The 21465-nt window shown below is 72.3% G+C and carries 19 protein-coding genes; 4 read left to right on the top strand and 15 right to left on the bottom strand.

What is annotated here, in order from left to right:
* Positions 1–10 precede the first annotated feature (10 nt).
* Positions 11–2875 (top strand): ATP-binding protein, encoded by a 2865-nt coding sequence (locus tag ACMCNO_RS19330; RefSeq protein WP_412750849.1) that lies wholly within the window; start codon positions 11–13, stop codon positions 2873–2875.
* Between the two features lie 202 nt (positions 2876–3077).
* Here the strand turns inward: ACMCNO_RS19330 and ACMCNO_RS19325 are convergent, their stop codons facing one another.
* The gene (locus tag ACMCNO_RS19325; protein ID WP_412750848.1) at positions 3078–3584 is read right to left on the bottom strand and encodes a DUF6209 family protein; all 507 of its coding nucleotides are present in this window, start codon (positions 3582–3584) and stop codon (positions 3078–3080) included.
* 244 nt (positions 3585–3828) lie between these two features.
* On the opposite strand from ACMCNO_RS19325, the gene ACMCNO_RS19320 reads away from it, so the two are divergent.
* The gene (locus ACMCNO_RS19320; RefSeq protein WP_412750847.1) at positions 3829–4707 is read left to right on the top strand and encodes a carbohydrate kinase family protein; all 879 of its coding nucleotides are present in this window, start codon (positions 3829–3831) and stop codon (positions 4705–4707) included.
* 26 nt (positions 4708–4733) lie between these two features.
* Here the strand turns inward: ACMCNO_RS19320 and ACMCNO_RS19315 are convergent, their stop codons facing one another.
* The 4 genes from ACMCNO_RS19315 to ACMCNO_RS19300 all read right to left on the bottom strand — a co-directional run bounded on the left by ACMCNO_RS19315 (position 4734) and on the right by ACMCNO_RS19300 (position 6649).
* Positions 4734–5048, bottom strand: coding sequence for an SHOCT domain-containing protein (locus ACMCNO_RS19315; protein WP_412750846.1), 315 nt, complete (start codon positions 5046–5048; stop codon positions 4734–4736).
* Positions 5049–5071: 23 nt separating this feature from the next.
* Positions 5072–5512: a DUF6325 family protein gene (locus ACMCNO_RS19310; RefSeq protein ID WP_412750845.1), complete on the bottom strand. Its 441-nt coding sequence runs from the start codon at positions 5510–5512 to the stop codon at positions 5072–5074.
* Positions 5513–5613: 101 nt separating this feature from the next.
* On the bottom strand, positions 5614–5802 hold the full coding sequence (locus ACMCNO_RS19305; protein WP_412753749.1) for a diguanylate cyclase domain-containing protein: 189 nt from the start codon (positions 5800–5802) through the stop codon (positions 5614–5616).
* Between the two features lie 88 nt (positions 5803–5890).
* Positions 5891–6649, bottom strand: coding sequence for a maleylpyruvate isomerase family mycothiol-dependent enzyme (locus tag ACMCNO_RS19300; protein WP_412750844.1), 759 nt, complete (start codon positions 6647–6649; stop codon positions 5891–5893).
* Between the two features lie 160 nt (positions 6650–6809).
* Here ACMCNO_RS19300 and ACMCNO_RS19295 point away from each other — a divergent pair, with 160 nt between their 5' ends.
* Positions 6810–9230: a tetratricopeptide repeat protein gene (locus tag ACMCNO_RS19295; RefSeq protein WP_412750843.1), complete on the top strand. Its 2421-nt coding sequence runs from the start codon at positions 6810–6812 to the stop codon at positions 9228–9230.
* 13 nt (positions 9231–9243) lie between these two features.
* On the opposite strand, the gene ACMCNO_RS19290 is transcribed toward ACMCNO_RS19295, so the two are convergent.
* From ACMCNO_RS19290 to ACMCNO_RS19250, 9 genes are all read right to left on the bottom strand, one after another.
* Positions 9244–9705, bottom strand: a complete 462-nt coding sequence (locus ACMCNO_RS19290; RefSeq protein WP_412750842.1) for a hypothetical protein — start codon at positions 9703–9705, stop codon at positions 9244–9246.
* A gap of 17 nt (positions 9706–9722) precedes the next feature.
* Positions 9723–10895: an acyl-CoA dehydrogenase family protein gene (locus ACMCNO_RS19285; RefSeq protein ID WP_412750841.1), complete on the bottom strand. Its 1173-nt coding sequence runs from the start codon at positions 10893–10895 to the stop codon at positions 9723–9725.
* 45 nt (positions 10896–10940) lie between these two features.
* Positions 10941–11978 carry a YeiH family protein gene (locus ACMCNO_RS19280; RefSeq protein WP_412750840.1) on the bottom strand — a complete coding sequence of 346 codons (1038 nt, stop codon included), beginning with the start codon at positions 11976–11978 and terminating at the stop codon, positions 10941–10943.
* On the bottom strand, positions 11975–13528 hold the full coding sequence (locus ACMCNO_RS19275) for a long-chain-fatty-acid--CoA ligase (RefSeq protein WP_412750839.1): 1554 nt from the start codon (positions 13526–13528) through the stop codon (positions 11975–11977). The genes ACMCNO_RS19280 and ACMCNO_RS19275 overlap by 4 nt, the downstream gene beginning before the upstream one ends.
* On the bottom strand, positions 13525–14115 hold the full coding sequence (locus ACMCNO_RS19270; RefSeq protein WP_412750838.1) for an RBBP9/YdeN family alpha/beta hydrolase: 591 nt from the start codon (positions 14113–14115) through the stop codon (positions 13525–13527). Before ACMCNO_RS19270 ends, ACMCNO_RS19275 begins: the two co-directional genes overlap by 4 nt.
* Positions 14112–15428: an MFS transporter gene (locus ACMCNO_RS19265; protein WP_412750837.1), complete on the bottom strand. Its 1317-nt coding sequence runs from the start codon at positions 15426–15428 to the stop codon at positions 14112–14114. The genes ACMCNO_RS19270 and ACMCNO_RS19265 overlap by 4 nt, the downstream gene beginning before the upstream one ends.
* A gap of 115 nt (positions 15429–15543) precedes the next feature.
* Complete coding sequence (locus ACMCNO_RS19260; protein WP_412750836.1) at positions 15544–16596, bottom strand: 3-keto-5-aminohexanoate cleavage protein; 1053 nt, start codon at positions 16594–16596, stop codon at positions 15544–15546.
* Between the two features lie 30 nt (positions 16597–16626).
* A complete protein-coding gene (locus ACMCNO_RS19255) occupies positions 16627–17532 on the bottom strand; it encodes a TauD/TfdA dioxygenase family protein (RefSeq protein ID WP_412750835.1) in 906 nt (301 codons plus the stop codon).
* A gap of 22 nt (positions 17533–17554) precedes the next feature.
* Entirely contained in the window at positions 17555–18541 is a 987-nt protein-coding gene (locus ACMCNO_RS19250) for a quinone oxidoreductase family protein (RefSeq protein WP_412750834.1), read from the bottom strand.
* A gap of 167 nt (positions 18542–18708) precedes the next feature.
* Here ACMCNO_RS19250 and ACMCNO_RS19245 point away from each other — a divergent pair, with 167 nt between their 5' ends.
* The gene (locus ACMCNO_RS19245) at positions 18709–19722 is read left to right on the top strand and encodes an AraC family transcriptional regulator (protein ID WP_412750833.1); all 1014 of its coding nucleotides are present in this window, start codon (positions 18709–18711) and stop codon (positions 19720–19722) included.
* A gap of 110 nt (positions 19723–19832) precedes the next feature.
* Here the strand turns inward: ACMCNO_RS19245 and ACMCNO_RS19240 are convergent, their stop codons facing one another.
* Positions 19833–21419: a methyl-accepting chemotaxis protein gene (locus tag ACMCNO_RS19240; RefSeq protein ID WP_412750832.1), complete on the bottom strand. Its 1587-nt coding sequence runs from the start codon at positions 21417–21419 to the stop codon at positions 19833–19835.
* Positions 21420–21465 lie beyond the last annotated feature (46 nt).

The following is a 21465-nucleotide window of genomic DNA, read 5'->3' as shown; positions in this document are numbered from 1 at the left end:
GGGCGGGCGGATGGCCGTATCGAGCAGGTTCTCCACCCTGGTGGGGCGCGAGACCGAGTCGGCGGTGCTGCGGGAGGCGCTGCGCCTGACCGCGAGCGCGGCCCAGGTCGTCGAGGTGGTGGGCGAGCCGGGCATCGGCAAGACCCGGCTCATGGCCGAGCTGGCCGACCAGGCCCGGCGGCAGGGCATGCGGACCATCACGGGGCGGGCCACGGAGTTCGAACAGGACGTCCCGTTCGCGCCGTTGGTGGAGGCGCTCGACGACCAGGTCCGCCACACGGGTGGCACACCGCCCGCGCCCGCCGACCTGCGGCCCTTGGAGAACGTCCTGCTGGCCGGGTCCGGCCTGGACGACAGCGCGGTGGAGCGGTTCCGGTCCATGCGGGCCCTGCGCCGGGCGCTGGAGGAACTGGCCGCGCCGTCCGGCCTGGTGCTGTTGCTCGACGACGTGCACTGGGCCGACCCGTCATCGGTCGATCTGCTGGAGTTCCTGCTGCGCCGCCCGCCGGCGGCCCGGGTGCTGCTGGCAGTGGCGTACCGTCCGGCGCAGGTGCCGGCCCGGCTGGCCGCCGCGCTCGCGGCCGGGCAGTCGCGGGTGCACCGCCTGCGGCTGGCGCCGCTGCGCGAACCGGACGTCGCCCTGCTGCTCGGCGGCGGCGTGCAGACGTTCCGGGTGCGGCAGCTGCACCGGCTCAGCGGCGGCAACCCGCTGTATCTGGAGGCGCTGCGCCGCGCCGAGCCGTCCCTCGGGACCGGCACCGGACCGGGAGCGGGACCCGACGGGCCCGCGGCCGACGGGTTCTCGCCGGACGAGCCGGAGGACGGGCCCGCCGCCGACGCCGCCGAGCTGCCGCCGGAGGTCCGCGCGGCACTGCTGGCGGACCTGGCCGCCGTGGGCGAGTTGGACCGCGCGGTCGCCGCCGCGGCGGCCGTCTGCGGGTACGAGATCGAGCCGCCCCTGCTGGCCGCCGTCGCGCAACTACCCGCGCCCGCGGCCCTGCGCAGCATCGACGCGCTGACCGGCCGGGATGTGCTGCAGCCGGTGGCCGGCACCGGCAGCTTCCGGTTCCGGCACCCCCTGGTGCGCCAGGTCGTGTACGCGTCCACCCCCGCCGGATGGCGGCTGGGCGCGCACGCCCGCGCCGCGGCGTACCTGGCGTCGGTGGGTGCGCCGGCGCGGACCCGGGCGCACCACGTGGCCCGCTCAGCGTCGGCCGGGGACACCGAGGCGGCGGACACGCTGGTCGCCGCCGCTCGCGCCGTCGGCGCCCAGGCCCCGGCCACGGCCGTGGCCTGGCTGCGGGCGGCCCTGCGGCTGCTGCCCACCACCACGCCGCCCGGGCACGGCGACCTGCTCATGTACCTGGCCGGGCGGCAGGCCGCGGGCGGCCGGCTCGACGACGCGCGCGCCACCATGGCCACCGTGCTCGACCGGCTGCCCGCCGGGCATCCGCAGCGGGCGGACGCCGTGTCCTGGTCCGCCACCCTGCTGCGGCTGCTGGGGCAGACCGACGAGGCGCGGCTGCTGCTGGCCGACGAGCTGGCCCGGCTGCCCGATCGCGGTGCCCCCGACGCGTTGCACCTGTCCCTGCAGCTCGCCACGTATGGGGTCATGCAGGGCCGGCTGCGCGAGGCCGGGGAACTGCTGCACCGGGTGATCGGGCTCGGCCCGGGCACCGCCCCGGCCCGTATCGCCGCCGCCCTGCAACAGATGACCGGGTACGGCACCCCCGGCGAGTCCGCGCCGGGGCAACTCATCGACACCGTCGCCGACGAGGACGTCGCGCGGCAGATCGACCTGTTCGCCTGGCTGTGCTGGAGTGGTCTCTACCTCGACGGCCCGCACGAGTCGCTGCGCCGGCTGCACCGGTGCCGCCGGGTCGCGGTGGCGGCCGGGCACGGCTACATCCTGCCGTACCTGCTCTCGGCACAGGCGTTCGCGCAGGCGCGGCTCGCGCAGATCGGTGCCGCCCGGCACACCGCCGAGGAGGCCACCACCATCGCCCGGCTGGTGGGTGCTGACGAGCCACTCGCGCTGGCCCTGCTCACCGAGTGCTGGCTGCTGCGGTGCGCCGGGGCGTACGAGGAGGCGGTCGCGGTCGGCGAACAGGCGGTGGCCGCCGCCACGTCGAGCCGGGTCTGGCTGGCCACCGCCCGCGCGATGCTGGCGTTCGCCCGGATCGCCGCCGGTGACGTCGAGGGCGGGCGCGACGCGATGATGGCGGCCGGAGGCGGGCCGCAGCTGCCCGACCTGTACCCGCACAACCGGCTCGTGGCATGTTCGGTCCTGGCGGAGTCGGCCGCCGCGCGGGGCCTTCCCGCCGAGGCCGCCCGCTGGGCCGACCTGGCCGAGCAGGTCGCCGACCCGGGTCGCGACGTGGGCCGCGGCCTGGCCGTGCTGACCCGGGCGTACGCGCGCGCCGCGGCGGAGCCCGCCGCCGCGGCCCGGCTGGCCACCACGGCGGCATCCGTGCTGGCGGACGCCGAGCTGCTGATGGAGGCGGGGCGGGCCTGGCTGTTGGCAGCCGCCTGCCACGGGCGCGCCGGTGACCTGTCCACCGCCCGCTCCTGCGTCGACCAGGCCCTGGCCGGCTACGCCGACGACACGGCGCTCGGCCCGCGTCGCGAGGCGCTGGCCCTGCGCCAGACGCTCGGCCTGGACGACGACTCCACGTCCGGCGTCGAGCTGACCGCCGAGGAGGCGCGGATCGCGGAGCTGATCGCGGCGGGACGTTCCGACGTCGAGATCGCCAGCCGGCTGTTCCTCAGTGTCCGGACGGTGCAGACACACGTGGCGCAGATCTGCGACAAGGTCGGCGGCTCGGATCGGGCCGCGACCGCCGGCCGTCTGGCCCGAATCCTTCCCCCGCGCTGACCAGACCGGCCCCCTGCGCTGACCAGACCGGCCCCCCGCGCTGAACAGACCGGCCCCCTGCGCTGACCAGACCGGCCCCCGGGCGCGGACCAGACCGGCTCAGACCCGGGGCTGGCCGGAGTCCGGGTCCAGGAAGTCGGCGAACCGGTCGATCAGGTGGTCTCCCGGCAGGCCGCGGTGCGCATCGGTGGCATCCGCGACCTCAGCGCGCGAGCGGGAACCGGTAGTTCGCGCCGTACCGGGAGTCGTACTCCCGGCAGCCCGCGCGGTCACCGGAGACGAACCACAGCTCGACCTCGTGCGCGTCGGCGCCGAGCGGGACGGACGCGAGGACCTTGACCTGCCTACGGTTGCTGTCGAGCCGGGTGACCGGCTGGCGCTGCACCGCTCCACCGTCGACGCGGTACTCCACGTTGATGCTCCACGCGTCGCCGCCCGCGTACTGGGCGCGGCAGGCGGGCAGGCGGGCCGGGTCGTAGTCCACCAGCACGGTGCTGTCCGCCGCGATGATCCCGTCGACCGTGGTGGTCCAGTCCGGCAGGAAGCGGACCAGGGGTGCGGTGACGGCTGTGGCCTCGGGGCCGTCCGGTGCGGCGGCCGCCGGTGCGGCGGGCGCCAGCACCGTCGCGGCCACGGCCAGCAGGCTGACCCCTGCGCGGGCACGGTTGCGGCTGGCGGCGGAACGGCTCGGGCGGGGGGTGGATCGCATGGGTGGACCTCCGGATCGGCGGGCGTTCGGGTCGTCACCAGCCTGCAAGTTCTTGCAGGAGTGGTCAATTCCATGCAGTGGTCGCCGGCGCCGTTCGTTGGCAAGCTCTGCCCAGTTCAGACCAGCAGTCTGGAGTCGTTGAGGCCAGCGGCGCCTGTGGGCCTCGTCACCACCAAGCTGGCCCACGTTGAAAGAATTTGCAGGCCTGGTGTGCAGGGCGCCGACCGTCGGGCAGGATGTCGCCATGCATCGCGTCCTCGTCGCGGGTCCGGCCGCGTGGAACCTCGTCGTCCATGTGGCGGACCTGCCCGCCCCGGAGCCGCACACCCTCTTCGCCGAGTGGCATCACGACACCCTCGGCGGCACCTCGGCGGGCAAGGCCCTCAACCTCGCCCGGCTGGGCGTGCACGTCACGCTGGTCACCGTCGTCGGCGCCGACGACATCGGCCGGCGCATCACCACCGAGCTGGGCGGACACGGCATCGACGTCCGGGCCGTACCGAGCGCCAACGGCTCCGAGCGGCACGTCAACCTCATGGACCGGCACGGCGGACGGCTGTCGGTGTACCTGACCCTGCCCACCGCCGCCCACGAGGTCACGGTGGCGCCCGGCCTCCTCGAGAACGCCGAGGTGGTCGTCGCCGACCTCGCCGAGCACTCCCGCCCCGTGCTGCGGGCGGCGCGCCGCGCGGGCACACCGGTCTGGTGCGACCTGCACGACTACGACGGCACCAGCGAGTTCCACCGGGAGTTCCGCGACCACGCCGACTACCTGTTCCTCAGCGGCGAACGCCTCGCCGACCCCGAGGCGTTCCTGCGCGAACGCGTCGCCGCCGGCACGACGCTGGCCGTCTGCACCCTGGGCGCCGACGGCGCGATCGCCTGCACGCGGGACGGGTCGATCGTCCGCGTACCCGCCACCCCGGCCGGTGCGGTCGTCGACACCAACGGTGCCGGGGACGCGTTCTTCGCCGGGTTCCTCGCCGCCCACCTCGACAGCGCGCCACTGGCCGAGTGCCTGCGCCAGGCTTCGCGGGCGGGCGCGACCGCCGTACGGACCCGCGATCTGGCCGCCGCGACACTCACCCCGGCACTGCTGCGCGCCGACACGCCGCTGACCTGAGCGGCATGCCGGCGCGCGACCTCACGTCAGCCGAGCAGTTTCGCCTTCTGCGCGTTGAACTCGTCGTCGGTGAGCACACCCTGATCGCGCAGCTGGCCCAGCTGCTTGAGCTGCTCGATGACGTTGACCTGCGGACTCGCCGCGGGCGGCGGCGGGGCCGCCTGCTGGTACGGCTGCTGAGCGGCCATCTGCTGCTGATATGCCGCCGTCCGGTCGGCGTAGATTCCGGCGTCGCGCTCGGCGAACTTCTCGGCCTGGTGGCGCTGGACCCGGCCGGCGACCGCGCTGGCCGTACCGGCCACCACCGCCGTGCGCGCGATCCCTCGCAACAGTCCTGGCATGGTTTCCTCCGTGCTGGTCTGGGTCAGCGGATAGCTTCGAGCTGCTCGAGCGCGTCCACCACGGCCGTCGCGGGGATCCGCTGGCTGGCGACCACCTCGCCGCCCGCGTCCAGCGCGGCGCTGACGAACGGGGCGGCCCAGGTGTTCTCGAACACGATCATCGCGGCCATCGTGCCGGGCTGCATGACCTCGACGGCCTGGGCCAGGTCGTCGTCGCCGATGAGGCCCGACTGGGCGCCCGCGAACGCGGTGAACCCGGCCGCACCGGCCGAGGTCACGTCCGTCAGATCCACCCCGGAGTACGAGCCGTCGAGTCCCTTGCGGATCACCATGAGGTCGTACAGATGGATGATGTCCCGCTCGACCAGGTCCATCAGGGCGTCGGCGCACGCCGAGGTATCGGCGTCGCCGGGAAACTCCAACAGGACGAAATCGATCGGCCCGATGGCGGCCTGATCCGGCATGGCTGTCTCACCTTCCCGTGGTCACCTCGCTGGTGCGGCCCACGCTAGACCCGGACGGATCCCTTGAAATCACCCTCCACGGATTACTTCCCGCGCAGCGGTCAGGCGGCGACCCGGTTGCGCCCGGCACGCTTGGCCCGGTACAGGTTCGTGTCGGCGGCGTGGAACAGGTCGGCGCCGGTCATCCCGGCCCGCAGCGCGGCGACGCCCGTACTGATGCTCACCGGGGTGCCGGGGGTGAACTCGTCGTCGCGTCGCGTCCGGGCAGGTTCGGCCTCATCCGGTGGCACATCGGGCAAGGACCGGATCATGCTGAGCCATCCGGGCGATGAACCTGCGGCCGTCCCGGCCTGGCGACCCGCGCCGGGCGGCAGGACGTCAGAACCGGGAGTTCGCGCACCACCGGGCGATCAGCGTGTCGTCGCCGAGGCGGGTGACGGTGCCGTCGCCCGGTGCGGTCCGGCCGTACACGAACAGCAGCAGCGCCGCCGCGCCTGCGCGGACGCTCGCGTGGGCCGGGCCGTCGCCCGGATCCAGGCCGAACCCGCCGGGGCGCAGCCGCACGGTCCACCGCCGGTCCAGGTCGGTGCACTCGAAGCGGATCACCTCGTCGGCGCCGCGCAGCCCGGCCACGTGCGGCGCGAACGGCGTGGCGTACGGCAGGTTGGTCAGGAACTCGTCGACGCCGTCGGCGGCCAGCACGGGATCGATGTCCGTGGGCAGGCCCACGGCCCGTTCCGCGTCGACCCGGTGCACCAGGGTTTCCAGCAACATCCGGCGGGCCCAGAACCGGGCGTGCTGGTCGGGCCCCCACGCCCACATGGGCGCATCCGGGTCGGTGTCGCGCAGAACCGCGACGGCCGCCGCGGCGCCCTCGGCCAGCCAGTGCGGATACCGCGCCGGATCGGCGGGCAGGTCCGGGTCGATCTCGGGCCGGGCGGGCCGTTGCGGCGCCAGATCGCGCAGCAGGACCGTGAACCACCGCTGGAGATTCCCGGTGTGCCGCAGCAGGTCGGCCAGGGTCCAGCCCGGGCAGCCGGGCACCGGGGCCGCCGGGTCGGCACCGGTCGTGGCCCGGACGAGCCGGTCGGTCTCCTGCTCGATCGCGGTGCGATAGGTGAGATAGGACAAGCTCATGGTCGGCCGCCTCGCCCGTGTGATGGACCGGTCCGTCCGGCCGCGCCTGCCGATGACGTTGCCACCGTGGGTGCGGGGCCGGGGCACACGCCCCGGCGAATGTGACGGCCGCCCCTGTCGGCGCTGGCGCCCCTTGTCGTCATCGAATCGGTTTGCGACCTTGCCGGATCCGGGGCGGCAAACAAGCCTGGACGGGCTCATCGAATGCCTGCGCGCGTTGAAGACGTGGGCCGGAAGTCCGTCCTATGAAACGATCACCGGCCGGGTCAATGCCGAGCGTCCGGTGGGGGAGCAGGTGGGCCGGACCACCGTGGTGGACTGTTTCCGGGTGGGTCGGCGCCGCCTCGACAACGACCTGGTCGGCGCGGTCGTCATCGCATTGCATCCCGACCCCGGATACGTCAACCAATGGCGCCAGGCGCTCCGGGTGATCAGCGGGGAGATCGCGGCGGGCGCGCAGGTACGCGTGCAGGACGTGTTACCCCGGGATCTACCGACCTTCACCGGCCGCGAATCCGAACTGACGCGCATCCGCGCAGCACTGCGTGCCGCCGGATCGGCGGGGGCGACGGTGGCGATCTCCGCGCTGGAGGGAATGGCGGGCGCCGGCAAGACCCAGCTCGCCGTGCACCTGGCGCACCAGCTCATCCGCGAGGAGACGTTCGACCGGGTCCTGTTCGTCAACCTGCGCGGATTCCACCCCGACCCCGGCCAACCTCCGGCCGAGCCCGCCGCGGTGCTGGACGGTTTCCTGCGCCTGCTCGGGGTGCCCGGCCAGCAGATCCCGCACCGGCTCGAGGACCGGATCGCCCTCTACCGGGACCGGCTCGCCCAGCACCGCGCACTGCTGGTGCTGGACAACGTCGCGGACGAGGGTCAGGTCGGCCCGCTGCTGCCCGGGGCGCCCGGCAGCGTCACCCTGATCACCAGCCGGCGCAACCTGGCAGGCCTGCGGGACGCCGCCCGGTTCGAGGTCGACGTGTTCAGCCCGGCCGAATCCCAGCGGTTCCTCACCGATGCCATCACCGGCATACCGGTGGCCGACGACCCGGGGGCGGCGGCCCGCATCGCCGACCGGTGCGGACACCTCCCGCTGGCGCTGGCTCTGCTGGCCGGGCACCTGCGCAGCAAGTCCGGCTGGTCCCTCGCCGACCACGCCGCCTGGCTCGACGAACGGCACGGCGTCCGGCGGCTCGACACCGGCGTGGAACTCGCCCTGGACGTGTCCTACCGCAACCTGCCCGGCGCCGAACAGCGCCTGCTGCGTGTCCTCGCCCTGCACCCCGGCCAGGACGTCGACCTGTACGCCGCGGCCGCCCTCAGCGACACCGACCTGGACACCACCGCCGAGCTGCTCGACTCGCTGTCGGCCCACCACCTCGTGCAGGCCCTCACCACCAACCGGTACGGCCTGCACGACCTCGTCCGCGCGTACGCCGCCGCCCGCGCGGCCGACGAGGACCGCCGCGCCGACCGCGGTGCCGCCCTCACCCGGCTCCTCGACCACTACCTCGCCACCGCGAACACCGCCATGACCCGCCTCGACCCGGCCGAGGCCGACCGGCTGCCACCCCCGCCGGACTCGCGGACACCGCTGCCCGACCTCACCGACCCGGTCGGTTGGCTCGACACCGAGCGCACCAACCTGGTCGCCGCCGCCGCGTACGCCGCCCACCATGACCGGCCCGGCGATGCCATCGCGTTCAGTGCCGTCCTGCACCGGTACTTCGTGTCGCGCGGCCATCAGCACGAGGCCCTCGCCGTGCACGCGAACGCCGCGCGCTGCGCCCGGCGCGCCGGCGACCGTGCCGGGCAGGCCGCCGCCATTCTGCGCAGCGCCACCATGCTGGTCCTGAGTGGACGCGTCGAGGCGGCGCTCGCACCGCTCACCGAGGCCCGGCAGTTGTTCCTGCATGCGGGCGACGAGTCCGGCCAGGGCAGCAGCCTCAACACGCTCGGCATCGTCAAGATGCGCCTCGGCCGCTACGACGAAGCGGCCACCCACCTGCGCGAGTCTGTGGAGTTGCACCGGCGCAGCGGCGACACCCTCGGGCTGTCCAAGGCCGTGACGAACCTCGCCTGCCTGGAGGTCGACATGGGCCGTGACGCCGAGGCGATTCCCCATTTCGCGCAGGCCCTGCAGATGTCGCGGGAGCTGGGCGTCATCTCCGTCGAGGCTTCCACTCTCGACTTTCTCGGCATCCTGCACACCCGCCGTGGCGAGCTCGACCGGGCCGTCACCTGCCACCGCGAGGCGATGACGCTCTGCCGGCGGGTGGGCCATCGGTACGGCGAGCTGGGCGTGCACAACGGCCTGGGCGAGGCGGCCAACGCGGCCGGGCGCCACGAGGAGGCGATCGCCGAGCACGCCGCGGCGTATGAACTCGCCTGCCAGCCCGACGTCACCGACTCCGAACAGCGGGCCCGGGCGCAGTGCGGCCTCGGCGTCGCCCACCAGGCCCTCGGCGACCCCGCCCAGGCCCGCCGCCACTACGAGCTCGCCCGTGACCTGTGGGCGGACATGAACCCGTCGATGGCCGACCAGATGACCGCCGCCCTGAAGTGCCTCGACCAGAACTGACCCGGTTTGCCGCTTACCGCAGCAGGGTGGAGAGGCGGGCGGCGGCCGTGCCGTCGCCCGCCGTCAGCGCCTCGCGGCAGACGTACGCCGCCTCAGCCACGCGGCCCTGCCGTTCGAGCAGGTCCACGAGCCGCCGACGGGCGCGCCGGTCGCCGGCGTCAGCCGCCTCACGCCACAACCGCTCGGCGGTGCTCAACTCCCCGTGCTGCTCCATGAGGACGGCGAGGTGGATACGGGCCACCGAGTCGCCGGCGTCGACGGCCGCACGCCAGACGTCCTCGACGTCGCGCGTGCGACCGAGCCGCTCCAGCAGCCCGACCAGGCGGAACCGCGCGAACCGGGCGAGCTGCTCGGGGCCGCGCAGGGCGCCGCGCCACAACTGCTCGACCTCGGCCAGCCGGCCCGACTCCTCCAGGCGCTCCGCCTGTCGCGACAGGGTGAGCGGGTCACCGGTGACCGCACTGCTGCTCGTCATCGCCGTACCTCCGCCGGTCAGGCTCCGCCGCGGGCCAGGAGCTGACGCGCCATCACGACCCGCTGGATCTGGTTGGTGCCCTCGTAGATCTGGGTGATCTTGGCGTCGCGCATCATCCGCTCCGCCGGGAAGTCCTGGGTGTAGCCGTACCCGCCGAGCAGCTGCACCGCGTCGGTGGTGACCTTCATCGCCACGTCCGAGGCGTGGCACTTCGCGGCCGCCCCGAAGAACGGCAGGTCCGGGTCGTTGCGCTCGGACTTGGCGGCGGCCACGTACACCAGCTGCCGTGCCGATTCCAGCGCCATCGCCATGTCGGCCAGCATGAACTGGATGCCCTGGAAGTCGGCGATCCGCTTGCCGAACTGCGACCGTTCGCGCACGTAGTCCAGGGCACAGTCCAGTGCGCCCTGGGCGATGCCGACCGCCTGGGCCCCGATCGTGACCCGGGTGTGGTCCAGGGTCCGCAGGGCGATCTTCAGACCCTCGCCGGGCGCGCCGATGATGCGGTCGGCCGGGATCCGTACGTCGTCGAAGTGCAGCTCGCGGGTCGGCGACCCCTTGATGCCGAGCTTGCGTTCCTTCTCCCCGAAGGAGAACCCGGGATCCGACTTCTCCACCACGAACGCGCTGATGTTGGCGCCGCGCCGGCCGTCCGGATCCGTCACGGCCAGCACGGTGTAGAACTCGGAGAAGCCCGCGTTGGTGATCCACGACTTCTGCCCGTTGAGGACCCACTCGTCGCCGACCAGCTTGGCCTTGGTGCTCATCGACGCGGTGTCGCTGCCCGCCTCCCGCTCGGACAGGCCGTACGAGAAGGCCGCCTCTCCCCGGGCCAGCGGGGCGAGGTACTTGTGCTTCAGCTCCTCCGACCCGCCCAGCATCAACGGCAGGCTGCCGAGCTTGTTGCAACCCGGGATGAGCGACGAGGTGGCGCAGACCCGGGCCACCTCCTCGATCACGATGCAGGTCGCCAGGGCGTCCGCGCCCACGCCGCCGTACTCCTCCGGCACGTGCGGCGCGTGGAAGTCCGTCGCCACCAGGGCGTCGTACGCGGCCTGCGGGAAGGTGGCCGTCTGGTCCACCTCGGCCGCGTGCGGGGCGATCTTGTCTTCGGCGACCGCCCGCACCGCCTCCCGCAGGGCCTCGTGGTCCTCGGAGATCCGGAACAGGTCGAAGTCGGGCTTGCTCATAGGTGGTCTTCCCATCAGGTTCTGCGGTTGGCGGGACCGGCCCGGTCAGCCGTGGACGAACAGCAGGGTCGCGCCGAGCGCGACGCCGGTGACGAAGAGCGTGGAAACGGCGCCGAGCGCGATCGCGCCCGGGCTGCGACGGACCAGGGAGGCCAGATGCACGCTGGCACCCATCCCGAACAGGGCCGCGCCGAGCGCGGTGATCTGCAGGATGCGGATCCAGTCGAGCGCCACCTGGGGTACGACTCCGGTGCTGCGCACGGCGGCGCAGGCGAGGAAGCCGACGACGAACAGCGGCACCAGCGGCGGGCGCTTGACATCCGCGCCGGACAGCGGCGAGCGGAGCCGCTTCAGGACGCTGACCCCGGCCACCACGGGCGCCAGCAGCAGCACCCGGGTGAGCTTCACGATGACCGCGACTGTGACGACCGCCGCGCCCGCGGGACTTGCGGCGGCGACGACCTGGCCGACCTCGTGTACACCGACGCCGGTCCAGACGCCGTACTGCACGCCGCTGAGACCGAGCGGCCCGCGCAGCAGCGGATAGGCGACCAGCGCGATCGTGCCGAACAGGGTGATCATCGCGATGGCGGCGGTCACGTCCTCGTCGTCGGCGTCCGCGGCGTCCTCCATGGCCGCGATCGCGGAGGCCCCGCAGATCGCGACGCCGGTGCCGATGAGCAGGCTCCGCGGCCCGCCCAGCTTCATCCGGTTGCCCAGCCAGACCGTGAACAACAACGTCGACAGCAGCGTCGCGGCCACGATGGCGATGACCGGTGCGCCCAGCGCCAGGATCGCGCCGAACGACACGGAGAACCCGAGCAGCATCACCCCGGCCCGCAGCAGCCGCTTGGTCAGGTAGCTGAGCGCGACCCGGGACCGCTCCGGCAGTACCCGCAGGTTCGCGGCGGCCACACCGAGGGCGACCGCCCAGGTGAGGATGCCCACCGCGGGCACGAGCTGGCTGAGCAGGAAGGCGCCGCCGAGACCCGCCGCCGCGGCCACCAGGCCGGGGATCAGCGTGACGGCCGGGTGGTGCCGGGACGGGGCCGGAACGGCGACGTTGACGTTCGTGGCGGTCATCGTCCGGCCAGCTCCCGCTTGAGGATCTTGCCGGTGGCGGTCATCGGGAGGGACTCGACGAACTCGACGATGCGCGGGTACTTGTACGCCGCCATGTTCTCCCGGCACCAGGCGATCAGCTCGTCCTCGGTGATCTCACCGCTGCGGATGACGAACGCCTTGACCTCCTCGCCGTGGGTGTCGTGCGGCACCCCGACGACAGCGACCAGCGAGACGGCCGGGTGCGTCAGCAGCACCTCCTCGATCTCCCGGGGGTACACGTTGAAGCCACCCCGGATGACCATGTCCTTGGCCCGGTCGACGATGTAGTAGAAGCCGTCGGCGTCGCGGCGGGCCAGGTCGCCGGTGCGGAACCAGCCGTCCCGGGTCACCTCGGCGGTCGCCTCCGGCCGGTTGTAGTAGCCCTTCATGATGTTGTGCCCGCGGATGGCGATCTCGCCGACCTCGTCGGTGCCCTCGATCGTCTTCCAGTCGGGGTCGATCAGCTTCACCTCGACACCCCAGATCGGCACACCGATCGAGCCGGGACGCGGCTCGCGCTCCGGGTCGCTGAACGTGGCCACCGGGGAGGTCTCGGACAGGCCGTACCCCTCCAGGATCTGGACGCCGAACCGCTCCTTGAACTGCTTGATGATCTCCACCGGGAGCGAGGCCCCGCCGGAGACGGCCACCCGCATGTTGCGGGCGATCTCCTCGACGTCGACGCCGTCGTGCAGCGCGCCGAGCAGGCCCCAGTACATCGTGGGCACCCCGGCGAAGAAGGTGATCTTCTCGCGCTGCAGCAGCTCCACCGCCTGGTCGGCCTGGAAGCGGGGCAGCAGCACCAGGGTGGAGGCGACCGAGATGCCGGCGTTCATCTGCACCGTGGAGCCGAACGAGTGGAACAGCGGCAGCGTGATCAGGTGCCGCTCGTGCTCGGTGGCCAGCGAGCCGAACAGTCGGTTGCAGGTGAGCGCGTTGAACATCAGGTTCGCGTGCGACAGCTCGGCGCCCTTCGGCTGCCCGGTGGTGCCGCTGGTGTACAGGATGACCGCGGTGTCGGTCTCGTTCGTGCCGACCGTGGCGAACGTCGCGGGCTGCTCGGCGAGCGCCTGCCCCAGCGTCGGCACGCCCTCGATCGGCGACGCGGCGGCCGGGTCGGCGGTGATGAGGAAGAAGTGCTCGCAGCCCGGTGTCTGCTGGAAACCGGCGTGGCCCTCGGCGCCCATCGGCAGATCCGCCGTGCCCTCGAAGCACACGTACGCCTTGGCCTGCGAGTCGGCCAGGTGGTAGGCGACCTCGCGGCCCTTGAGCAGCACGTTGAGTGGGACGACCACGGCGCCCGCCTTGAGGATGCCGTAGTAGACGATCGGGAACTGCGGCAGGTTCGGGCAGGACAGCGCGACCTTGTCGCCCGGCCGCACACCGCGGTCGGCCAGCAGCGCGGCCACCTGGTTGGCGGCCGTGTCGACCTGGGCGTACGTCAGCCTGGTGGCGCCGAGCACGACCGCGTCGCGGCCGGGGTGCCGGCGGGCGCTGTCCTCCAGCAGGGTGGCCAGGTTGAGGGTCATCGCGGAGCCTCCATGGTGCACAGTTCGGTGATCAGTGGTTCGGCCTGCGGCCAGTCGCCGTAGCCGGACGCGGGGTTGAGGTGGCCGACCGGGCCGATCTCGTGGACCCGGCTGCCCCAGGCGGCGGCCATCGCCCGCACCCGTACCGGGTCGCCGAGGGTGTCGTTGCTGCTCAGCGCCACGATGCTGGGGAACGGCAGCGGCTTGAGCGGGATCGGCAGCCAGCCCAGCCCGGCCAGGGTCGCCAGGGAGGGGTATTCCGGCGGCAGTTCCGCGGTCAGGTCGGGCGGGGTGGCCAGCAGGGCCCCGCGGACCCGTCCGGCGACGGACTCGGCGTGCCGGGCCGCCCAGTGGATCGTCGTGATGACCCCGCCGCTGTGCGCGACGATCACCACGGGGCCGTCGGCCGCCTCGACCGCCTCGTGCAGGTCCACGACCCGCTCGTCGAGGCTCGGGTTCTGGCGCCCGAGCGGCGGCACGGGCCGCACGTGCGGCACGGTGGCCGCCAGCCGGGTCTGCCAGTGTTCCTCGACGTGCCCCCGGAGCCCGGGCACCGTGATGATCACGGTGCCCGGTTCCATCGTCATGCGGCCCTTTCGGCGGCGGCGTCGAGCTTCCTGATGCTGGACGGGTACGCCTGCCGTCCCGCGATGAGCAGGATGATGGCGGCCACGGCCACCAGCGGTACGTACTTCATGGCGGTCTCCAGCCCGAACCGGTCCGCCAGGACGCCGGTCACGAGCGGCCCGGCCGCCAGTCCGAGCACGTTGTTGAAGAAGGTGTACGTGCCGAACGCGGTGGCCCGGATCGACTCGTGGGTCAGCCGCGCGACCATGGCGCCGGTCGGGCCGGTCGTGCCGCCGGCGAAGAAGCAGCCCACCGCCAGCAGCAGCATCTGCAGCCCACCCGGCTTGAGCGAGAAGCCCGCGGCGAGGAAGGCCACGGTCACCGCGGAGAAGGCGATGGCCGTCGTCCACTTGTTGATCGGGCGGGTCTTGCCGACCCGGTCCGAGATCACCCCACAGACGATCATGCCGATACCCATGATCAGGATGAACACGGCGGCCACCTTCGCCGCCTTGGCGGGAAGCATGTCGTAGCCCCGGTTGAAGTAGCTCGGCAGCCAGGCGAACAGCGAACCCGCGATGAACAGCTGCAGGCCGCCACCGAGGTACGCCAGCACCACCGCGGGCGTGGAGAACAGCGTGGACAGCTTGGCCCGCCCCTGCCCACCGGCCAGCTTCGGCCCGGCGTCGGCCTCGTCGTCGATCTTGTGCGCGGCCAGCTTGCGGTCGCTGACGAGGACCCAGTACAGCAGCGCCAGCACCATGCCGAAGACGCCCATCACGGTGAACGCCGCGCGCCAGCCGAACTGCGCCGCGAGCGCGCCGCCGAGCGCGACGCCCAGCACGGAGCCGAACGAACCGCCGGCCATGAAAGCGCCCGTGAGCGACGCCCGCTTGCTGGCCGCGAAGACCGCCAGCACCACCGCGAGCCCGACGCTGCCGTACGCGGCCTCGCCCACGCCGATGAGCAGGCGGGCGGTCAGCAGGTGTCCGAAACCGGCGGCGAGCGCGCAGCCGATCGTGGCGACACTCCAGACCACGGCCATCAGTACGACCGACCTCGACCGGCCCCAGCGGTCGCCGACCAGCGACAGCGGTACGGCCAGCACCCCGACCGTGAGTGCGACAACGCTGGTCAGAGTGCCCAGCTGAGTGTCGGTGAGCCCCCACTCCTGCTTCAGGAACGGGAAGACCGCGGAGAGAACCTGCCGGGACATGTAGTCCGACAGCAGCAGTCCGAAGGTGAGCGTGAAGACGACCCACGGGAAGATCCGGCGGGTACGCGCGAGGGGAGTAGCCGGGGCGGTGACACCTGCACTGACTTGCATGGCCATGCGTCGCTCCAAGGGATGTGCCGAGTTCGGGGGTGATGGGGGATGGCCTTGGGGAACGAGCGGTCGTGGGGTGCGGGTCCACCGCACCCCACGCGATACGACTGCGGGTGAAGCGTCAGGCGTGGAAGGTGAAGCCCAGCTGGCCGGGCTTGCGGTTCGGCGCGAAACCGAGCTTGGCCAGCGCCTCGTCCGCGCTGTCCCAGTACTCGCCGATCTTGTAGATGTCGCGGGCTTCCTTGCCATCGGCCACCTTGCGGCCGAGCTCATCGGCAATTCGGACGAGCTTCTCGACCTGGCGTACCGAGGTCATCTTCTCGCCCTTGAGGCCCCAGAGGGTGTCCTCGTTGCCGGTGCGGGTGTGCAGACCCATGGCCATGGCCATGGTGTTGATCGGCAGCACCGCTCGCATGATCGATTCCAGGGTGAGCACCGCGCCGTCCGGGACCCGGCGGATGAACTCCATCATGTTGTACGGGTTGGGACCGTCGAAGCCGCCACCGATGGCCACCCACGTCACGTTGAGCGGTCCGGTGTAGACGCCGCGGCGCACGAGCCGCTCGACGGTCTCCAGCTGAGCGACGTTGGCCAGCTGGAAGTGCGGCTGGATGCCGGCGGCACGCAGTCGCTTCAGGTGTTCCTCGACCCAGGCCGGTTCGGCCGGGACGACCATGTTGCGGAACGCCTCGTGCAGGGCGGGCCGCTCGAACGAGGTGCCGGCGATGTCGTCGGCGGTCATCAACTCCACGATGTTCATCTGGTTGGTGTTGATGGCGATGGTGACCTGGTCGGGCGCCGGGTCCAGGGTGGTGAGCAGGTGCCGCGCCTCGTCCTCCAGCCACTTGGCCGCTTCACCGTCGTTCTCCGGGGTGAAGGAGATCGAGCCGCCGATCTGCAGGATCATGTCCGGCACGGCCTCGCGGATCCGGCCGAGCAGCTCGTTGAACATCGACATCCGCTTCGAGCCCTTGCCGTTCAGCTCGCGGACGTGGATGTGCAGCACGGTGGCACCCGCGTTGTAGCAGTCGACCGCGGCCTGGACCTGCTCGTCCATGGTGACCGGGATGTCCTCGGGGAAGTCGCCCGGCTCCCATTCGGGACCGTAGGGAGCGGCGGTGATGACCAGCTTCTCCTGGGTCTCAGGCCACAGCGAGTCGTCGAGGAAATGCATGGGGGGTCTCCTAACCGAGGTGGTGGGGAATCAGAACGTCTTGTCGCCGATGACCCCGGCGCGCTCCATCTTTCGGACGGCGGGCCAGTAGTCCTGGACGGCGTAGTGCTGGGTGTTGCGGTTGTCCCAGATCGCGAAGCTGTTGGGCGTCCAGCGCCAGCGCACCTGGTACTCCGGGACCGACGCCTGGCGGATCAGGTAGTTGAGCAGCTCGCTGGCGCCGGGGGCGTAGTCGAAGCCGAACCGCACGTGCCTCGGCGTGTGGAAGTTCGTGAAGTGCGTGGTGAACGCGTTGACGAACAGCACCTTCTCGCCGGTCTCCGGGTGGGTGCGGACCACCGGGTGCTCCGCGTCCGGGAAGCGCTCGTGCAACGCGAGCCGCTGCTCGGTCGGCATGTTGGCGCCGAAGGACGCCTCGATGCTGTGGCGTGCCCGCAGCCCCTCGATGCGTTCCTTCACGTCCTCGGGCAGCCGCCGGTACGCCTCGGCCATGTTGACCCAGATCGTGTCGCCGCCGACCGGGGGACCCTCGACGCACCGCAGCACGCATCCCATGGGCGGGGCTTCGCGCCACGTCGCGTCGCAGTGGTAGGCGTTCTCGTAGTGCTCCGCCGGGCTGTCCAGGTCCTTGTAGATGCGCACCAGGCCGGGGTGCTCGGGGTCGCTGCCGGCCACCGGGTGGTCCTCCAGTGACCCGAACCGCTCAGCCAGCATCACGTGCTCGGCGCGGCTGATCGGCTGGTCGCGGACGAACAGCACCTTGTGCTTCAGCAGCAGCGCCTTGAGCTCGGCGAACAGGTCGTCGCTGCGCGCCACCTCAGCGAGGTTCACGTTGCGCAGCTCCGCACCGATGTGCACGGTCAGCGGATGCGCCTCGATGGAGCCCGCCGGCAGTGTGACGTCCGGTCGCGCGTCCTGGTCGATGATGTCCGTCATGGGGGGTCTCCCAACGTGGGTTTCAGTTGCCTGTTTCGAGGCTGAAGACTGAGGAGCCGATGCTGCGGCCGGATTCCAGGTCCCGGTGGGCCTGGACGGCGTCCTCCAGCGCGTACCGCTGGTTGATCTCGATCGTGATGCGCCCGGATCCGACATGGTCGAACAGCTCGCCGGCGAGTTCCGCGCGCTCGGCCTCGTCCGCGATGTAGTCGGCCAGCGCGGGACGGGTGACGAACAGCGAACCCTTGACCGCCAGCTGCATCGCGTTGATCGGGGGGGTGGGACCGCTGGCCGTGCCGAAGCAGACCAGCAGCCCCCGCCGCCGGAGCGAGTCCAGCGACTGCGCGAAGGTGTCGGCCCCGATGCTGTCGTAAACCACCGGCACCCCGTGGCCGTCGGTGAGTTCACGTACCCGGGTCGCGATGTCCTCGCGCCGGTAGACGATGGTGTGGGTGCAGCCGTGGCGGCGGGCCACCTCGGCCTTCTCGTCAGTGGACACCGTGCCGATCACGTTGATGCCCAGCAGCTTGGCCCACTGGCAGAAGATCAGGCCCACGCCGCCCGCGGCCGCGTGCAGCAGGACGGTGTCGCCCGCCTTCAGCGGTGCGATCCGCCGCAGCAGGTAGGAGGTGGTCAGGCCGCGCATGGTCATGGCGGCGGCGGTCTCGAAGGCGATGGTGTCCGGCAGCTTGATCAGTGATGCCACGGGCATCACCCGCTCGGTGCTGTACGCGCCCAGCGGGCTGCCGGTGTAGGTGACCCGGTCCCCTTCGCGGAAGCCGGTGACCCCGGGGCCGACCGCCTCGATGACTCCGGCCGCCTCCACGCCCATCCCGGCGGGCAGGGCGGCGGGGTAGAGACCGCTGCGGAAGTACGTGTCGGCGAAGTTCAGCCCGACGGCCATGTGCCGTACCCGGACCTCACCCGCTCCGGGCTCGCCCACCTCGACGGACTCCCACCGCATGACCTCAGGGCCACCGGCGGAGTGGAAGCGGATTGCCTTCGCCACGAGCTACCTCCTCATGAAGCGGCGGGAGTGCCCCGCCGCTGGAACTTGCGCGGGATCCCTATCGACCACGGGGGCCGTGATGGAGGCAACAGTAGGCGTGATAACTGCCACATGCTTTACTCCTTGGGACACGTTTCTTATCTCTCGGGGACAGGAGGGGGGGTGTTTTGAAGCCTTCTATCCGGTATGCATCACTAAGCGGCTACCTGCAGCTCACCCAGACATTCGGCGCCGATCCGGCCGCGCTGATGCGCGCTGTCGACCTGGACCCGGCCGATCTGGCCGCGCCCGAGAAGTGGGTGCCCGTGGTCCGGGTCGCCCGGTTGCTGGAACTGTCGGCCCGAGCCTGCGGCCACGCCGACTTCGGGTTGCGGCTCGCCGAATTCCGGCGGCTGTCCACGCTGGGCCCGCTCAGCGTGGTGCTGCGCGGCGAGCCCACCCTGCGCGACGCGCTGGGCCTGCTGATGCGTTACGAGCACAGCTACAACGAGGCGCTGCGCATCCGGGTCGCCGAGACCGAGGGGCTGGCGACCATCCGGCTGTGGTTCGAGATGGGTGAACCCGCCCCGTCCACGCAGGCCGAACAGCTCGCCATGGGAGCCCTGTACGGCATCATCCGCGAGGTGCTCGGGCCCACGTGGCAGCCGCTGTCCGCGTGCTTCACCGACGCCGCCCCGGCGGACACCAGCACCCACAACCGGATGCTCGGCGGCCGGGTGCACTTCGGTCACGGCTTCACCGGCCTCGTGCTGTACGCCAAGGACCTCGACGCGCCGAACGTGCTGGCCGGCCCCGAATCCGGGGCCCACATCGACGAGCTGCTCGCCGCTCTGGCCGCCCCCCGGGGAGCGTCCGCCGCGGACCGGGCCCGGGACCTCGTGGAGATGCTGCTGCCGACCGGCCGGTGCGGCGTCGACGAGGTCGCCCGCACCATGGGCATGGACCGGCGGACCCTGCACCGGCACCTGGCCGCGACCGGGGAGACCTTCACCTCCATCGTGGACTCCGTCCGCGCCGGACTGGCCGAACGGTATCTGTCCCTCGAGCGCTACCGGCTCACGGAGATATCCATCCTGCTGGGATTCGCCGCGCCCAGCGCCTTCTCCCGGTGGTTCCGCCACCATTTCGGGGAGAGCCCCCGCCAGTGGCGCGCCCGGCGCGCCGACCTACCGGGTGCCTAGCGGCCCGGCGTCCAGCCGCCGGAGGCTGGCGGGATACGCGCGCCCGCCGATCAGCAGGGGCGACGAGAGCGCCGGGGAGGTCGTTGCCGCCACCCAGGGGCGGACCAGCGTCAGTCGAGGCGGAACTCCCGGACGAGGTTGCGCAGCTGGACCGCCAGCCGGGCCAGATCGGTGGCCGCGCTCTGGGTCTCGCCCGCGCCGATCCTGGTCTGCGAGGCATCCTGCATGACGGCCTGGAGCTCGTCGGTGATGCCGTTGACCGCGGTGACCGCCCGCGACACGCTGTCGGTGATGTCGGTCGTGGCGCGGCTCTGGTCGTCGACCGCGACGCCGATGACGTCCTGGGTGCCGTTGATGTCACCGACGATGCGGGCCACCTCGGCGGTCGCCAGGCGCATCGCCTGCGAGTCGCGCTGAATCGCCTCGATCCGCTGCGAGATGTCCTCGGTGGCGGCGGCGGTCTCCCGGGCCAGATCCTTGACCTCCCCGGCGACCACCGCGAAGCCCTTGCCGTATTCCCCGGCGCGAGCGGCCTCGATGGTGGCGTTCAGGGCCAGCAGGTTGGTCTGCTCGGCGATCGAGTTGATCAGCTTGACCACGTCGCCGATCTCGGCGCTCGACGCGTCCAGCTGCTCGGCCAGGCGGCCCGAGGTCTGTGCGGCCGCCGCGGCGTCGGCGGTGATCCGCCGGGCGTCGGTGGTGCGCGCGGCGATCTCCCCGATCGAGTCGCTGATCCGCCCCACCCCGGCAGCGGCCGAGCCGACCACGGTGTGCACCGTGCCGGCCGCCGCGGCCAGCGTGTCCGTGCGGGCCACGGTCGACTGGGCGCCGTCGGTGAGGCTCGCGCTGGTCGCGTGCAGCTCCTCGGAGGCGCTGCTCAGCGTCGCGGCGGCCTCGTCGAGGTCGAGAACGGCCGTGCGGACGTTGTCCGTGGCGCGGCCCATCGCGATCGTCAGCTCGGTCAGCTCGTCCGACCCGGTGATCCGCGGGTGGACCGACAGGTCCTTGGCGGCGATCGCGTTGGCCACGTGCAGGCAGTCCGCCAGCCGGCGGCCGATGTGCCGGGCCAGCAGGACGGCGGAGCCGAGCAGCAGGACCGCGGCCAGCACGCTGGCGGCGATCGTGAGCGTACGGGCGGAGCTCTGTACCGACCTGGCGTCGAGGCGGGCCTGCTGCGACTCGGCCGCGATGGCCGTCTCCACCGGCTTCAGCGCGGCGACCAGCGCGTCGGACGCGCCCTGGAAGGCGGGCAGCGCGGCCCGGGCCTGGTCCTGCGCCGGGTCGGTGACGCCCAGGTTCGCGAGGCTGACCAGGCGCTGGCTGAGGGTGATCAACTGCTCCACCTTGTCGTCCAGGCCGCTGGCCGCCTGCCGCACGGAGGCCGGGGTCGTCCCGGCGTGGAGCGCGCCGATGCTGTCCCGCAGCGTCGCCGCGTCGCCGCCGAGGCGGTCCAGTGCGGCCCGGCGCTGCTCGGCGGTGCGCGCCACCATGGCGGACAACACGTCACCGCGCAGGACGGCCTGGGCGGCGGCCACCGCCCGGTCGGCGCGTTCCGCGTCTGTGGCGCGGGTCAGCCGCTCCTGTGCCTGCTGCTGCTGGGCCGCGGCGAACAGCCCGATCCCGCCGACCGCGAGGACCAGCACCAGACCGGCGGTGGCCAGTGCGACGATCTTGCGGCCAAGGCTGAGCCGTGGCATTACCCGAACCATGAGATCCCCCCGCGCGTGTTTCATCGCCTGCTCC

The sequence above is a fragment of the Krasilnikovia sp. M28-CT-15 genome, from assembly GCF_047159595.1.
Classification (GTDB): Bacteria; Actinomycetota; Actinomycetes; order Mycobacteriales; family Micromonosporaceae; genus Actinoplanes.
Note: the sequence above shows the minus strand (reverse complement) of the source record. Positions and strands in the feature narration are given on the sequence as shown.

Excerpts from the sequence above, each read along its gene's own strand:
- ACMCNO_RS19330 (WP_412750849.1), top strand. The coding sequence starts at position 11 with ATGGCCGTATCGAGCAGGTTCTCCACCCTGGTGGGGCGCGAGACCGAG.
- ACMCNO_RS19325 (WP_412750848.1), bottom strand. The coding sequence starts at position 3,584 with ATGCGATCCACCCCCCGCCCGAGCCGTTCCGCCGCCAGCCGCAACCGT.
- ACMCNO_RS19320 (WP_412750847.1), top strand. The coding sequence starts at position 3,829 with ATGCATCGCGTCCTCGTCGCGGGTCCGGCCGCGTGGAACCTCGTCGTC.
- ACMCNO_RS19315 (WP_412750846.1), bottom strand. The coding sequence starts at position 5,048 with ATGCCAGGACTGTTGCGAGGGATCGCGCGCACGGCGGTGGTGGCCGGT.
- ACMCNO_RS19310 (WP_412750845.1), bottom strand. The coding sequence starts at position 5,512 with ATGCCGGATCAGGCCGCCATCGGGCCGATCGATTTCGTCCTGTTGGAG.
- ACMCNO_RS19300 (WP_412750844.1), bottom strand. The coding sequence starts at position 6,649 with ATGAGCTTGTCCTATCTCACCTATCGCACCGCGATCGAGCAGGAGACC.
- ACMCNO_RS19290 (WP_412750842.1), bottom strand. The coding sequence starts at position 9,705 with ATGACGAGCAGCAGTGCGGTCACCGGTGACCCGCTCACCCTGTCGCGA.
- ACMCNO_RS19285 (WP_412750841.1), bottom strand. The coding sequence starts at position 10,895 with ATGAGCAAGCCCGACTTCGACCTGTTCCGGATCTCCGAGGACCACGAG.
- ACMCNO_RS19280 (WP_412750840.1), bottom strand. The coding sequence starts at position 11,978 with ATGACCGCCACGAACGTCAACGTCGCCGTTCCGGCCCCGTCCCGGCAC.
- ACMCNO_RS19275 (WP_412750839.1), bottom strand. The coding sequence starts at position 13,528 with ATGACCCTCAACCTGGCCACCCTGCTGGAGGACAGCGCCCGCCGGCAC.
- ACMCNO_RS19270 (WP_412750838.1), bottom strand. The coding sequence starts at position 14,115 with ATGACGATGGAACCGGGCACCGTGATCATCACGGTGCCCGGGCTCCGG.
- ACMCNO_RS19265 (WP_412750837.1), bottom strand. The coding sequence starts at position 15,428 with ATGGCCATGCAAGTCAGTGCAGGTGTCACCGCCCCGGCTACTCCCCTC.
- ACMCNO_RS19260 (WP_412750836.1), bottom strand. The coding sequence starts at position 16,596 with ATGCATTTCCTCGACGACTCGCTGTGGCCTGAGACCCAGGAGAAGCTG.
- ACMCNO_RS19255 (WP_412750835.1), bottom strand. The coding sequence starts at position 17,532 with ATGACGGACATCATCGACCAGGACGCGCGACCGGACGTCACACTGCCG.
- ACMCNO_RS19240 (WP_412750832.1), bottom strand. The coding sequence starts at position 21,419 with ATGCCACGGCTCAGCCTTGGCCGCAAGATCGTCGCACTGGCCACCGCC.